Source organism: Novosphingobium sp. B1, assembly GCF_900176395.1.
In the GTDB taxonomy this organism is placed as follows: Bacteria; Pseudomonadota; Alphaproteobacteria; order Sphingomonadales; family Sphingomonadaceae; genus Novosphingobium.
The window spans coordinates 15197-29063 of record NZ_FWXL01000022.1; the positions used below are offsets into that span (position 1 = coordinate 15197).

General features: G+C 61.5%; 12 protein-coding genes and 3 pseudogenes. 4 read left to right on the forward strand and 11 right to left on the reverse strand.

Annotated elements, in window-relative coordinates; translation table 11 throughout:
• Positions 1–3 precede the first annotated feature (3 nt).
• The 4 genes and pseudogenes from B9A23_RS19725 to B9A23_RS19740 all read right to left on the reverse strand — a co-directional run.
• A complete protein-coding gene (locus B9A23_RS19725; RefSeq protein ID WP_157228455.1) occupies positions 4–1428 on the reverse strand; it encodes an aldehyde dehydrogenase family protein in 1425 nt (474 codons plus the stop codon).
• A gap of 231 nt (positions 1429–1659) precedes the next feature.
• Entirely contained in the window at positions 1660–4203 is a 2544-nt protein-coding gene (locus B9A23_RS19730) for a TonB-dependent receptor (RefSeq protein ID WP_058802514.1), read from the reverse strand.
• Between the two features lie 504 nt (positions 4204–4707).
• Positions 4708–6144: a tyrosine-type recombinase/integrase gene (locus tag B9A23_RS19735; RefSeq protein WP_254895206.1), complete on the reverse strand. Its 1437-nt coding sequence runs from the start codon at positions 6142–6144 to the stop codon at positions 4708–4710.
• Between the two features lie 97 nt (positions 6145–6241).
• Positions 6242–7102, reverse strand: a pseudogene (locus B9A23_RS19740) (ATPase domain-containing protein); the annotation flags it as partial.
• A gap of 446 nt (positions 7103–7548) precedes the next feature.
• On the opposite strand from B9A23_RS19740, the gene B9A23_RS19745 reads away from it, so the two are divergent.
• The 3 genes from B9A23_RS19745 (at position 7549) to B9A23_RS19755 (ending at position 8802) form a co-directional block, all read left to right on the forward strand.
• Complete coding sequence (locus B9A23_RS19745; RefSeq protein ID WP_047867069.1) at positions 7549–7782, forward strand: type II toxin-antitoxin system ParD family antitoxin; 234 nt, start codon at positions 7549–7551, stop codon at positions 7780–7782.
• Positions 7779–8123: a type II toxin-antitoxin system RelE/ParE family toxin gene (locus tag B9A23_RS19750; RefSeq protein ID WP_081096836.1), complete on the forward strand. Its 345-nt coding sequence runs from the start codon at positions 7779–7781 to the stop codon at positions 8121–8123. Before B9A23_RS19745 ends, B9A23_RS19750 begins: the two co-directional genes overlap by 4 nt.
• Positions 8124–8250: 127 nt before the next feature.
• Positions 8251–8802: a hypothetical protein gene (locus B9A23_RS19755; RefSeq protein ID WP_084280983.1), complete on the forward strand. Its 552-nt coding sequence runs from the start codon at positions 8251–8253 to the stop codon at positions 8800–8802.
• Positions 8803–8916: 114 nt separating this feature from the next.
• On the opposite strand, the gene B9A23_RS19760 is transcribed toward B9A23_RS19755, so the two are convergent.
• Complete coding sequence (locus B9A23_RS19760; RefSeq protein ID WP_176218085.1) at positions 8917–10365, reverse strand: L,D-transpeptidase family protein; 1449 nt, start codon at positions 10363–10365, stop codon at positions 8917–8919.
• A gap of 237 nt (positions 10366–10602) precedes the next feature.
• Here B9A23_RS19760 and B9A23_RS23395 point away from each other — a divergent pair.
• Positions 10603–10761 (forward strand): annotated as a pseudogene (locus B9A23_RS23395) (transposase); the annotation flags it as partial.
• Between the two features lie 198 nt (positions 10762–10959).
• Here the strand turns inward: B9A23_RS23395 and B9A23_RS19770 are convergent.
• The 6 genes and pseudogenes from B9A23_RS19770 to B9A23_RS23100 form a co-directional block, all read right to left on the reverse strand.
• Positions 10960–11841: pseudogene (locus B9A23_RS19770) on the reverse strand (terminase family protein); the annotation flags it as partial.
• Positions 11838–12272, reverse strand: a complete 435-nt coding sequence (locus B9A23_RS19775) for a terminase small subunit (RefSeq protein ID WP_084280985.1) — start codon at positions 12270–12272, stop codon at positions 11838–11840. The gene B9A23_RS19775 and the pseudogene B9A23_RS19770, both read right to left, overlap by 4 nt.
• Positions 12269–12550 (reverse strand): hypothetical protein, encoded by a 282-nt coding sequence (locus B9A23_RS19780; protein ID WP_139797588.1) that lies wholly within the window; start codon positions 12548–12550, stop codon positions 12269–12271. The genes B9A23_RS19775 and B9A23_RS19780 overlap by 4 nt, the downstream gene beginning before the upstream one ends.
• Complete coding sequence (locus B9A23_RS19785) at positions 12547–12795, reverse strand: hypothetical protein (protein ID WP_176218086.1); 249 nt, start codon at positions 12793–12795, stop codon at positions 12547–12549. Before B9A23_RS19785 ends, B9A23_RS19780 begins: the two co-directional genes overlap by 4 nt.
• Complete coding sequence (locus B9A23_RS19790) at positions 12795–13385, reverse strand: hypothetical protein (protein ID WP_084280989.1); 591 nt, start codon at positions 13383–13385, stop codon at positions 12795–12797. The genes B9A23_RS19785 and B9A23_RS19790 overlap by 1 nt, the downstream gene beginning before the upstream one ends.
• Positions 13372–13867 (reverse strand): hypothetical protein (locus B9A23_RS23100; protein ID WP_217806637.1); only part of this gene is annotated, 496 nt, incomplete at its 5' end. The genes B9A23_RS19790 and B9A23_RS23100, both read right to left, overlap by 14 nt.

Sequence of the window (13867 nt, forward strand, 5' to 3'; positions counted from 1 at the left end):
ACGTCAGAGGATCTTTTCGAAGATGTTGAGTAGTCCTTCGGTCTTGCTCGAATAGGGTGGCAGAAGTTGACCAAGCAGGCTGAGTTTCGGCTGAGAGAACACCGGCTTGTAATGAGTGAAGCGCTCGAAACTGGCGACGCCGGTATAGGCACCGATGCCGCTCTGTCCGATGCCACCGAAAGGCAGCCGGCGCTGGAAGACGTGCATGACCGTGCCGTTGAGAGTCACGCCGCCAGCGTGCGTTTCGGAAATGATCTTGCGCCGTTCCTCACTTTCGTCGCCAAAATAATAGAGCGCCAGCGGGCGCTCATGCCGGTTTACGTAGCGAATGAGCTCGTCTTCGGAGCGATATGGCATGATCGGCAGGATCGGTCCGAAAATCTCCTCCTGCATCATCGCCATGTCATCGGTAACGTCGAGAACCGCCAACGGCACGATCCGATGCCGTTCAGGAAGCGTTCCATCGCCGTTGTCCGAGAGGTTGAGCACCGTCGCGCCCTTGGCTTCGGCATCATCGAGCAAACCTTGGAGCCGCGCGAACTGTCGGTCATTGATGATACTGGTGAAATCGGGGTTGCTTGCCGCGTTGGGGTAGCATTTGGCAACCTGAGCGCGGAGTGCGGCGACGAAGCTTTCCATCTGATCGACATGGACGAAGGCATAGTCAGCGGCGATGCAGGTCTGGCCGGCGTTGAGCAGCTTGCCGAACACTAAGCTTTCACAGACTTGTGCAAGCGATGCACCCTTGCCCACGATGGCAGGGCATTTGCCGCCAAGTTCCAGAGTAACAGGTGTAAGGTTGGCAGCCGCCGCTTCATAGACTTTGCGGCCAACCGCGGGTGAACCGGTGAAGAGAATATGGTCGAAAGGTAGGGCCGTCATCGCCTGTGCCATGTCGGGCCCGCCCTGGACAATCGCGAATTCCTCTTCGGCGAAATACCGGCGCACAAGCCGCTCGCTGGCTTCGGCGGCGTTGGCGGAAACTTCGCTCGGCTTTGCGATCACGCGGTTGCCGGCCGCCAATGCACCGGCCGCGCCAACGAATATGGTGCCGAGCGGATAGTTCCACGTGCCGAGAACGCCCACCACACCTAGGGGCTGGGGGACCAGGCGCGATGAACCGGGAAGGCCGAAGATGTCAGTCTTCACCCGCCGCGGCCTCAGCCACGTCTTCAGATTGCGGCGCGCAAATTTAATTTCCGATATGCCAAGCATCAGGTCGAGCAGGATAGTCTCGTAGCGGGATCGAATGCCGAAATCGGCGGCAACGGCATCGACCAATTCGTCTCTGTGCTGCTCAAATATCCGGCCAAGGCGCCCGAGCAGGTCCATGCGTTCTTCGTAGCTGCGCGAAACCTGCTCACGCGTCCCTTCGCGTTGGGTCGCGAAAATTCGTTCCAGCTCAGTTCTGTTCCGAGACGCATCCACGTTAAATCGTCCGGAGGCGCGCTGGCCGCTCGGCGCTGCTCGCCTGGGCGGTGCTTTCAGCTGCGCCGATCTCAGTGATCACAGCGCGCTCGATTCTGTACGCCGTGCCGATGAATGAGGGACCGTTGCCGGTGGAACGTATCATGGATGCTCCTCGGTCTGAAAGTCAGGTCGAAAAAATCGGGGGCAGCGGGCGGGAGAGGATGCCCGCCGCCCCCGTCGCAGCAGCGATCAGAACTTGACTGTCGCTTCGACGCCATAAGTGCGCGGCATGCCGCGGTTCAGATAATCGTAGCCGAACACGTTGAGGTTGAGGCCGTAGGTGTAGTAATATTTGTCGAACAGATTCTTCGCCCACAAGCTAACCGACATATTGTCGTGCGCATAGGTTAATCGCGCATTGGCGAGCCAGTAGCCCGGATTTGCGCATGTAATCGCCTTACCCGCGAGCGTTATGTTCGATCCCGCTGGGGGTGTATCGCACGGTGTCTGCCCATAATTCTTGAACGGATCAAAATAGTACTTGCCCATGTAGGACGCATCACCGCGCAAGGTCAGCTTGTTGGTGCCGTCATCGATCATATCCCAGTCGAATCCGGCCTGGAACGTAACCTCCGGCGCGTTCGGGAAGGGATTGCCGTTGACGTTCAATGTCGGGCTTGCCGGGTTTGCCGGATCGATCACATTGCCTTTGTACTTGCTGTTGAGATAGCCCAGCGAAGCATCGAAACGCAACGTATCGGCCACCTGCCAGGCGAGTTCGGCCTCGCCACCGAACAGGCGACCATTGGCGCTGCGCGTGAAGGTTGTAGCGCCAACCACCTGCGTTACTTGGTGATTCGAATACTCGTAGTAGAAGCCCGCGAGGTTAAGTTGGACGCGGCGATCGAACAGCCGGGTTTTGAGCCCCGCCTCATATGCATTCACCTTTTCAGGCTGGATATAATAGACTTGATTGACGCCCTGATAGGCAAGCCCGTTGAAGCTGCCGCTGCGGTAACCGCGACTGTACTGGAGATAGCCCATGATATCATCGGCGAACTCATAGCTGACATTGATACGGCCGGTTAGCCTGTTTGCCTTTTCGCGCTGCTCAAGCGGCGCGAGATTGGGGTTGTATGGATTGCTGTAGGGGATCAGGTTGACAACCGGCGTCGTACCGTCGAGCGCATAGAGGAAAGTGCTGCCGTTAAGGTAATTGACCTTATCCTGGGTGTAGCGTGCACCCACCGCCACGGTCAGCCGCTCGGTCGTTTTCCAGGTTACGTCGCCGTAGATCGCCTTCGAGGGGCGCGACACGTCAAAACGCTGTTCGCCGAGGATCGGGGTGAACGGAGGCGCGCCTGCCCCGGCGCAGCCCGCCGAAAAGCTACCCCCCATGCCGCCATTGCCCGTATTATTGATCGCGATGTCGGTCTGGAGTGCAATCAGCGAGCGTGCATCAAGGAAGCCGTTGGGATTGATCTCGATCGCGTCGCAGAATCCGGCATCGCCAGGCCCCAACGCCGGATTGGCGGCAAAGGCTGGGATATAGCGGATCGCGTCGGGCGTTCCGATTGCGGCGTTATTGTAGCTGCCCGGAAGACCGGCGCCAAGCAGCAGCGGCCTCAGCGCCCCGAAAAAGTCCGGGTAGTTGACCGTCTTGACCTTGTCCCTGCCATAATAAAGGCCGGCAATGATATCGAGGCGGTCGTTCGAATAGCTGAAACGCAGATCCTGGTTGAAATTCTTGCTCGTCGACGTGTAGCCGATCGAGCAGAGATCGGCTGGGCCGCCATCGCAATCATCAGGATTGTTGATATAGTCGCCGGTGTCGTAGCCGGTAATCGAGGTGACGGAGAATTGGTCGCTGACATCCCATTTGATGTTGAGGGCTATCCCTTTCGACTTGCTGATGTTCTTACCTACCCGATCAACTGCGACCTCATTGTCACGCAGCAACCGCCCGCCTAGGAAAGGTTGCGGATCGTAACGCGAATAGCCGAGCGCATCCTGCCCGCCCGCGAGTTGACCACCTGCATAGGGCGCGGTGCCCCATGGATCGTCCTTCGCGGCATAGAGCTTCAAATTGATGTCGAGATCGGGATCGGGCCGGAAGCGGATCGAGATGCGACCGCCGATCGTATCGGTGGTCCCTAGGTCGCGCTCATTCCCAGGCAGTACATTGCGCTGCCAACCATCCCCTTTTGCAAAAGTACCGGCGACGCGGACGCCCAAGATGTCGGGAACCAGCGTCGCTTCAGCGGCGCCCTGCACCGTGAAAGTGTCGTAATTGGCATAGCCGGCGGTCAGATAGCCATTGGCCTCTCCCAGATCCGGCTTGCGCGTGAAGAAGCTGATCGCGCCACCCGTGGTGTTGCGACCGTAGAGTGTTCCTTGCGGTCCGCGCAGTACCTCGACCCGGTCGATGTCATAGAGTTGCAGGCCATGGCTCGCCCGGAAGCTCTGATAGACTTCATCGACATAGACGCCAACCGGCGACGCAGTGGAGGCGGAAAATTCGTTCGCCACTGAAATCCCGCGCAGCGAGAAATTCGGTTGGGTGCGACCATAGGGAGTGGTGACTTGCAGGCTGGGGATCGCGCCCATCAAGTCTGAGGTCTCCGTGATGCCGCGCGTGCGTAGCGTCTCGCCGCCTATGGCGGAAACGGCGGCTGGAACATCCTGCAAATTCTGTTCGCGCTTCTGCGCCGTGACGACGATTGTCTCAAGGCCACCTTCCTGCGCCTCGGGCTTTTCGCCCTGCGATGCAGCGTCCTGGGCATGTGCCGGCACTGCAAGCGCACACGCGATCGATAGCGCGGTGGCACAAAGCAAATTTGTCCTAAAGGCTGTGACCATGACTGTCCTCCCCACGGCATTTTTTGATTTGGCGCCATTTGCCGCGCCTTGGGGCTCATCGTCCAATTCAATTTGTTGGCGAACTATTCCTCCCACTCATTGATTAAGGACTGATGAGCCTGCACCGCTGACGCTTCGTGGCGACGCAAATAACCCCATATATTTCATTGAATTAGTCACGCTGAGCGCGTCCATCGGGACGGATGCGCGCGTTCTGCTCGCCCCAATCGAGCCCTTCCAGACGATGTATCGGCGTAATTGGCGGTCCCGGCGGTTTCCCTTGTCGAGTTGCAAGGGGAATCAGCTATGATGAGATGTAGTGAGATACGGTTTCTTGGAGTTCATTCTACTATTCGCGGATGCATCTAAGTAGCTGATATTTCTAACAACTATGGCAGAAAACCGCGCCTCTAAATCGGCGGTTCTGACTTTTGAGGCTCATCGCGAAGCCGCCCGAAGGGGGCGTTGCCAATACGGCTGTCTCTGGTCGCTTGGTGGCAGGTGCTGGATGGGAGCGGAACAGCGCATGAATTGTGAGAACTCGATAGGATTCTTCTCGACATTCGACACTGCGGTTGCCGCGTCGATCACGTCGGCCCAGTCTTGGAGCATCCGCCTTCGCGGTGTGAGATAGAGCGCACTGTTGTAAGCGCCGCGCACCTCATCCTCGTCCTCGTGAGCGAGCGCCATCTCGATCCAATCCGGCTTGTAGCGTTCGGCTTCGTTCGCCCAGGTCGAGCCGAGCCCCCTAAACCCATGTACCGTCTGCCGATGGAGATACCCCATCCGATAACAGGCATAGATCATGGTGTTCTCGGAAATAGACTTTCCAGGCTTGGCTCCGGGAAAGAGGAACGCATCGTTCGTCGCCTGCAAGCGGCGCTGAACGATCATTGCGGCCTGGCGGGACAGCGGAACAAGATGCTCACGTTCCATCTTCATGCGCTCCGGCGACAGACGCCATAGCGGGTTCGGTCCATAGAGATCCTCGAACTCGTCCCTGGCCGCGAAGCGGGTTTCGCTGGTTCGGACCCATGTGAGCAAGGTGAACAGCAGCGCGTCACGGGTGATCTCGCGGCGGCGCGGCGTGTCCTCGCCGTCATAGGCGAAGATCGCTCGCACCAGCTTCGGAAACTCCGCGAGCGGCACGCGCGCCATGTGCCTGACGGGCGGCTTGGGCTTGAGCGCATCGTTGAGGCCGAGCGTCGGATCGATGGTCGCCCAGCCGCTCGCGATCGCGAAGCGATAGATCTGGCTGACGTTCTGCTTGAGGCGACGGGCGATATCGAGGGCGCCGCGCGCTTCGACCGCGCGGATCATCTCGAGAATCTCGGGCGGGTCGATTTCCGTGATCGGACGCTTCCCGATGACCGGAAAGACGTCGCGCTCCATCCGGTTGATGACGCGCAGGGCATGGGCCGAGTCCAGCCCTTCAATACGATTGGCGTGCCAGGCCCGCGCAATCTCTTCGAACAGCTTGAGCGCGGCCCTCTGCTTCTTCGCCCGCTTCCTGGCCTCGGCGGGGTCCTCACCCTGATCGAGCAGCCGCTTGGCTTCGGTCCGCTTCTCGCGGGCGATCGCCAGCGTGACGGTCGGATATTTGCCGAAGCTCAGCAGTTTTTCCTTGCCGTCGAAGCGGTATTTCAGGCGCCAGAGCTTCGATCCGTTCGGCTGGACGAGCAGGTGCAGGCCTTCTCCATCGGACAGCTTGTAGGGGCGCTGCCGCTTGGTGGCGTATTTGACCTCAAGTTCTTTCAAAGCCATCTGGGGGTATCGCCTGTTTTGGGGACAGCCGAAAAATACCCCCAAAATACCCCCAATCCAAATCGCCGTGGGTGGCCGCAGCCGGTCGCACCGGGACGCCGGCGTACGCAACGGGACGCGAAAAATATTTGATTTTCCTCGAAAAATGTCTGCCAGTGGCCTCAGTGGGTCACTGGTGGACAATCCGGGTTGGTAGCGGAGCGTGCCCCCTTCCCGTTCCTGCAGGGCCCAGGATCAGCACGCTCGATCCACGCTCCAGACCACCCCCCGTCAGCGCGTCCAGTTCGGCGATCTCGGTCGTGACCTTGTCGCGCTCGAAGCTGGACCGGTGCTCGGCCGAGATCAGGCGCGGAAATACGCGGGCGCCGCCTCGTTCGATGACGAAGTCGTGATAGCCGCCGCGAAAGCCTCGCCCGCGATATTTGGCGACCCTGATCCGCCGGCGCTCCGGACCGAATTCTCTTGCGAGCTCCTCCAGGCAGACCACACCATGCGCGACGCTGTGAACGGTCTTGTCTTCGGTCTCCGTCGTCATGTCGTCGAGCATCAGCACGATCGTGCCCTGGCCCGCGAAATAGTGCTTCAACGAGAGGACCTGTCGCCTGTAGCGGAGCGAGCTCTGCGAAAGCAGTCTGATTTCCGCGAGGCTGTCGAGGACCAGCCGGTCGGGCTTCGATCGCGTGAAGGCCTCAAATATTCTCCGGGTCGTCTCCACGAGCTCGAGGTCCGACGAGTAGAGCAAGCTCTGCTGCTGCTTCTCGTCGACGAGGCTATCGGGGGAGATCAACTCCACGATCTCGACGCCGGCGAGCGCCCACCCGTGCGCCGCGGCGGCGGTGCGCAGCTCTTCCTCGCTTTCGGAGAGCGTCAGGTACAGCACCTTCTCTCCGTTCCGGGCCCCTTCGAGCAGGAACTGCATCGCGACCGCGGTCTTGCCCGTTCCCGGCAGGCCCTCGAGGAGAAAGACTCTGCCGCGGCTCAACCCTCCACCGAGGATGTCATCGAGGCCCGGCACTCCCGTTCCAGCAGGTTCTTCGCTATTCACCGTACAACTTGCCCCTTCGAACATGGGTTTCCCCGACCGTTCTGCGCGACCCGCACCGCCTAGCGATGGATCGCCGGGCAGGAGCGAGCCTCGTTGAACATGCCGACAAAGCACCCAGCGAAGCCTGGATTGCTGCCCCACGGCGCCCCGCCAGAAAGGGTGCCGGATCAGAGATGTAATCGTCCCTGAGCTATATCAGTCTGTCATGCAGGTGCCGGTCAGCCGCTACCCTGCTCGAGGAGCCTGGCGAGCTTTACCCGCCCGCCTGTTCCCCACTGAGCCGATCACCTCCCCCACAGCTTCTCGCCGCGAAGACAACCGCTCGTGGCACTTTACCCCGCCGGTAAAGTGCCACGGCTGTTCATTCCCGGGCTTCTCGCATCGGGAAAGTGTCTGACCTAGTCGTCAGAAGACGCAGGACGGGCGGCTCACCTTGCCAAATTTTGCCAAACCGCTTATCTATTGCGGCCATGAGCACGATGAACATCTCGCTGCCCGATACCCTGAAGGCTTTCGTGGACGAGCAGGTTGCCGGCCGCGGCTACGGCACGAGCAGCGAGTATGTCCGCGAACTCATCCGCAAGGACCAGGACCGCCAGCGATTGCGCCGGCTGCTGCTCGACGGCGCTGAATCCACCCCGGGCGCCCCAGCAGACGACGACTATTTCGAAGGACTGCGCGTGCGGGCTCGCCGCACGGCATGACCATGAAGCGGGTCGTCCCCCGCGACGAGGCCCATCGCGACGTCGAGAGCGCTATCGACCACTATGCTCACGAGGCTGGGCCGGATGTCGCGCTCGGCTTCGTGACCTCGCTAGAAGCAGTCTACCGAGCGATCGCGGAGCAACCGGGCATCGGCTCTCCGCGCTACGCGCACGAACTGATGTTGCCGGGTCTGCGACATCGCCGTCTCGCCCGCTTTCCGTGGCTCGTCTTCTACGTCGAACGCGACGATCACATCGACATATGGCGCGTGCTCGACGCGCGACGCGACATTCCGACGTGGCTCGACGACCCCGACGGCCATGAGCCCACATCGCGCTGAGGTCCGGTCGTCCAAGCGTTCTGGCGGCTGTGCCGGCTTGCGAGCCAGACACGCGACACCGCATAAAATGGACGCGCCGCAACAAGAGGGATTCACATGAGAATCGAGATGTGCTTGATTCGTTCTCATGTTCCAACCGGACTTCTTCGCTGCCGAAGGCATTGCGGAACGAGCAGCGCCGCAGGCCGCACCTGCGTTGGACCTGCCGGGCCTTCTGGATCGCTTGACGTCAGTCTGCGAGCGGCCCCGCTATAGCTTCATGGTACTCAATCTGATTGCACAGGCGAGCGCCCAAAGTGGTTCGGCCGGCCCGTATGTCCGTGAGGGCGACCGCCAGGTGCCGGTGCGCGACTGGCTCTGCGATGCGCTGGTGCCCGTCGCCCGGCGCGACCCCCGCCGCCTTGCAATCGCCGACAAGGTGCGAGCGGAGCTCGCGCAGCGCAATGAGCTTCCATCCGACACGTCGGAGGCCGAACGGCTGATCGCGGCGGAGGTCCAGAAGCGCATCCGTCTCTCCGGCCGCACCAACGTGAGCCGAGCGGTCTCGGAGCTCGTCAGGGCCGGCTTCGTGCAGCGCCACTACCAGGGCTACCGCGTCGACCATCATAATCGCGGTGCCCAGCGTCAGGCCGTCTACACGATCACCGAAGAGGTGCGGCGCGCCCTTCATCCGAGATAATGGGCGTGACCAGACATGATCGGGCGGCCTGCTGAGAGCGGCACTCATGAGTGCGGCTCGCCAATTGTTCGACCCGAACCGCAATTCTTCGTGAGCGCACAACCGGTCTCGCCGTCACGGACCGACGTCAGCCGCGCGTGTCTTCACCCGAAAGCCCGTACTCGCCGGAAAACCCAGCGCGCTCGCCACGCGATCATTCCAGCCATAGGGGTCGGAACGCACCACCGGCTCGCCCGATTCGTCGAATAGCACGGTCTGGTAGAGCATACGGACCGGCACGGGCCGCGGCAGCGTGACATAACTCTCCTTGCCCGTAGCGAGAGCCCGGTGCCATTCCGCATAGACCCCCTGGTCGCGCGCAAGCATTTCGGCAAAGCCAAGGGCGTCCTCGACGCGCACACATCCATGGCTGCGCTGGCGCTGCACCTCCGCAAACAGCGCCTTGGCGGGCGTGTCATGCAGGTAGATCGAGTGTTCGTTCTGCATGTCGAACTTGACCAGCCCGAGCGCGTTCTTCGGACCCGGCTGCTGGACGATCCAGCCATCCTTCCACACCATGTTGTTACGGCGAAGATAGCTGGCGCCCTTGCCGGCGATCTCCTTGCGCTGGATGGAACGCGGGACGGTCCAGGTCGGGTTCGCGACCAAGCGAAGGATCGGCGATCCGAGCTGCGGCGTCGCGGTTTCCGGCTCCCCGACAACCACCCTGCGCGTGCCGACGAGCTTGCCATCCCGCCAGTACGCCAGCCGGGCAGCGGCAAGGTTGACATCGACGCGCGTCCCGGGCGGGTTTCTCTCAAGCCAGCGCAGCCGCTCCAGGTTAACAGCGATGGCACGTGCCCGGTCGGCGTCCGAAAGGTTCAGGATCTCCAGCGCCTCCGTCCCGATCACCCCGTCGGGTTCGATGCCATAATCGGCCTGCATCCGCTTGACCGCAGCGACCATCGGCGGCGTATACACGGTCCCTCCAGCGGCCTTGTCGAGGTAGTCGAAGGCCACGAGCTGCGCGGCGATCGTCGGGATCCGCGGGTCGCTCTTGCCCGGTTCGATGGGCTTGCCCGCGTCAGGGATCGGCGCGGGAGGCCCATTGCTCGACTTCCGGAGCCGGAGGTAAGCCTGCGACAGCCTGCGGTAATTGTCGTCGTTTGGCGCCAGGCCCTCCAGCCACTCGTCCAGCTTACCTTCCTGCATCGCGCGCGCCAGACCCGCCCGAAGATCAGCGCGCGGACGTGGGACGGTGTAAATGTCGAAGAGCCTTGTCGGATCGGCCGCACCGCGAGCCAACGCGCCAGCATATGCAAGCGCGGACCGGGTCAACGCCGCATCACGATCTGCATCGCCTGCTTGCTGCTCGAGAGCGAACGACATGCGGTCGAGACCGTGGGCCGCACGCGCCTCGATCGCCTTCCTGAGCTGGCCGGCCAACACGTCGGTCCAGGCTGGTTGGGAAACCGCTCCCCCCGCCTCCTTCTGCCGCGATGGATCGGTCCGAACCTCGCATGCTGACAAGCCAAGCGAGCACGCCAGTAACAATGGAACCATCAGGTTTACGCGCACATTCATCCCCTTGTTACCACGCCGAAACGCGGCAGATGAGGTTCTGCTCCGGTCTCCAAGCTTCCGCGATCGAGCACACTGGAGGCATGGTCGCGCCGCTGCATGGTTGCGCATGACCGTCCGTTACGGCCAGATGTAGCGCGACATTCAAGGTGAGAGTTCGCATTGCCTCACCCTTTTTGCTCCTGAGTGACAGGCCGTTGCCTCATCTAGAATGCTCCCGGCAACGGTCGGGAGGGAACGATGAGGAAGATGAGCATGGCAACGCGGAAAGAATTGATCGAGGCGGTCGGCGCGCGATACCGGGCATGCGATCGGTCGAGTAAGGGCAAGGTGCTCGATGAGTTCGTTGCGGTCACGGGGTTCCATCGCAAACATGCGATGAGGGTTCTCCGGCAGGAGGCATCGGACCGAACTCCTGGGCGTGTCGGGCGCAGGGTCTACGATGAGGCTGTAGCGCCCGCTCGGCATGCGCCCGATCTTGGTGCCGGACGTCGCGTCGGGATCGGGGTTTTCCGCTGTACGCTGCGTCGCGCCCAAGTCATAGCCCCGGCAGAAGATGGTACCGGCAGGCACCGCATCGACGACCTGGCACCACGACCGCTGGAAATAGAGCCCAGCTGCAGGCCTGATCTTCCAGTTGCCGCCAAGGAGGCGTTCGCGCTCGACCAGCGGAAGTGCCAGCAGAGACGCCATGTAGCCGGGGTCGGCAGCCATCAGCGCCTTGTTGTCCGTCAGCTTGGCCGGAATGAATGTCAGCGACTTCGGCGGGATCGGCACCTGCTCGCCGGCATCGTTGAGCATGGTATAGCAGGCAAGGTCGTCGGCTCTGTCAGCCCAGCGCAGGTCTTCGCCGACACGCACGAAATACCGGATGACACCCGACCGCTCCGGAATCGGCAAGCCCGTGTCCTGATCGATCCACCATGCGATGAGTTCGGCAACCCAGCTATCCGCGTCGGGGTTGCAGGTCGCGCGGATGTAGGGCCGGACACCGCACATCGAGCGGTTGCGGCTGACCATGTACCAGAACTGCACGGCACTGAAGTGTGTGAGCTCGTCGAAGCAGATCAGCGGGATCTGGCTGCCCTGCCAGTTAAAGCGGGTCTTGTCGTGTTCGAGGTGGGCGAAACTGACACTGGCACCGGATGGGAACGACCAGGACAGCGTGTGCTCTTTGGGCTCGCCGCCAACCTGCGGGTAAAGAACAGCACTTTCATCCCAGAGGCCGCCCTCGTTGCGGATCTGGACCGTGGAGCGCCGGAAGAACACGGCACCGAAGCCCGAATTGCTGATGTGCCGCATCGGCTCCATCAACAGGCCCCACGTCTTACCACCGCCGGCGCCACCGCCGTAAATGACGATGTCGGCGGCCGATGAAAGGAACGCGGTCTGGGGGCCTGGCTGGGGCTTGATCGTTTGGCCGTCGACGATCTTGGGACCGCCGTTGTGGCCTATGCCGGGGGTGGCGATGGCGTTCATGTCAGGGCGTCGGTGTCTCGCCCATTGTCCGGCAGCGCAAAGATCGCGATTGCAGGCGGCGGCGCGGGCAGGTCTTTCCCGTCCTTGCCGGTGTGCTCGACCTTCTCCCGCAGGTGGCCGTAGAGCTTAGCCAGGCCCATGGTGGCCGACACAGCCGCAGCAGGCGTTGCGCACTTGCGGGCAAACTCGCGATCCTCTCTCAACATCGCGGCGATCGCATCGACGGTCACCGCATGCCGCTCGGCGTGCTCGGCCTTCAACTCATCGACCCTTGCCGTGATCTTGCCGTTGTCGAGCAGCTCCTTGGCCTTGCGGTTGACCGTTGCGTCCTTCATCCGCGCTGCATCGTAAGCGCGCCGATAGGCCTCCGACGCATTGCCGGTCTCGATGTAGGCCAGGGCGAACGCCTCCTGTTTCGGCGTCAGGCTCACTTCACACCCCCCTTCAACGTCATGCCCATCACGTACCGGCGGGCACTGCGCTTATTCGGCCGCGCAAAGCCCTTCGACCGCTCGTACCGTTCCGCACGCAGAGCTTCACCGCCGGCCTCGTCGATCCAGCGACGGATGACGCGCCAGTTGGTGCGGTAGTGCTCCTCGATCTCCTTCGACTGCCCCATCTCGAGGAAGCGCTCGCGAAAGTCCGCAGGGCAGGGCCGGTATGGGCGGATCAGTCCAGTATCGGGCTGTCGCTTCGTTTCGGCACTCATGAGCATGCGGCCCCCTCGTTCTCGTCGATGATGATGCGCGCAAGGTCGGCAGGCACCTTGCCGCGGTATTCAGGCCAGCGTGTGCGCATTGCGTTGCGGTTGCTGGTCTGCGCTTCGGTGGCGAAGGCGAAGATGGCGGTCGCGGCCTCGAAGGGGTTGGTTGCTGTCGTGAGGTCCGCGTCGACCGGGCCGTCGTAGTAGGCCTCGGGGTCGGACCACATTGTGAGGAGGCGGCCGGTCAGCATCAGCGATCGGGCTTCCACTGGATCGCGTTGCCAGCGCGGGACCACATGCGCATCAAGTCCGACTTCGGCAGCAGCGAGACTTCGAACAAGCCGTTGCCGTCGTAAGCGCCGGTCAAGAGCCCCCTCCAAGACCCGAACTCGCCTGCAAGATCGAATTCCAGGCCATGCGCCTGCTTGCCGGGCTGAAAGATCAGAGCGTTGTCGCGCTCGAACTTGCTGTCTTCGCCTTCTGCGTTGTAAATTTCCCCAAGGACCAGCTCTTCAAACCCAATAGCCCGCTCAAATTGATCGGTAACCACGAGGAAGGGCACGTCAAAACCAAGCGCTCCCTCCGCCTTCGCGACGATGGCTTCCCGATTCTGCACAAAGTCCACGAAAGACTTTACCTCGACGTACATCTGACGACCGTGAACACCATGGATGAGGAAGTCAGGGATGTACGCGCCGGGCGTCTCTGGCTCATACTCCCACGTCCAACCAAGAACGTCGAACATCGCTGCCCAGCGAGCTTCGAGACGGGAGCGGAAGTTGATGCCTTGGTAGAGGGTCGGCTTGCTGGAACGACGGCCTGGCACATTACTTTCGGTCATTAGCTGGTTCCTCCTGCTCACAGCCTTTGCAGACGATGATGTCGGACGGGATGTTGTTTTCGCGCTCCTCCTGCAATTCGGTCAGCGTCCTGCGGACAGTGACCATCGCGCCACAAACCCAGCACTCACGAACAAGTTGAACTGATCTCACTTTGGCCATCTCCATGATCGGCGCGGCGGACCCAAAGGGCCGCGCCGATATATACGTAGTATATAAGGGGGTGTTTGCGGTCGTTTGCGGTCGTGTTTGCGGTCGTTTGCGGAAATGACCTTGAAGTGTGTTTGCGGTAGGAAAACCGGGCTTTATTAGAACATCATAATACGCGTTTGCGGAAATCAGAGGGGCGTTTGCGGAGCGTTTGCGGAAACCTATCTGGTTCATTTCAACCCACTCCATTAGGGTTGCCAGAGACGAAACGGAGCCCGTGATCGTCCCTGCCTTCGCCGCTGTTGCGCCACAGGAATCCGCGTTCAATGCGGCC

What these genes read in the sequence shown, in the direction of transcription:
- B9A23_RS19745 (WP_047867069.1), top strand. Translation starts at nt 7,549, where the DNA reads ATGAGCACGATGAACATCTCGCTGCCCGATACCCTGAAGGCTTTCGTG.
- B9A23_RS19750 (WP_081096836.1), top strand. Translation starts at nt 7,779, where the DNA reads ATGACCATGAAGCGGGTCGTCCCCCGCGACGAGGCCCATCGCGACGTC.
- B9A23_RS19755 (WP_084280983.1), top strand. Translation starts at nt 8,251, where the DNA reads ATGTTCCAACCGGACTTCTTCGCTGCCGAAGGCATTGCGGAACGAGCA.
- B9A23_RS19760 (WP_176218085.1), bottom strand. Translation starts at nt 10,365, where the DNA reads ATGAATGTGCGCGTAAACCTGATGGTTCCATTGTTACTGGCGTGCTCG.
- B9A23_RS19780 (WP_139797588.1), bottom strand. Translation starts at nt 12,550, where the DNA reads ATGAGTGCCGAAACGAAGCGACAGCCCGATACTGGACTGATCCGCCCA.
- B9A23_RS19785 (WP_176218086.1), bottom strand. Translation starts at nt 12,795, where the DNA reads ATGCTGACCGGCCGCCTCCTCACAATGTGGTCCGACCCCGAGGCCTAC.
- B9A23_RS19790 (WP_084280989.1), bottom strand. Translation starts at nt 13,385, where the DNA reads ATGACCGAAAGTAATGTGCCAGGCCGTCGTTCCAGCAAGCCGACCCTC.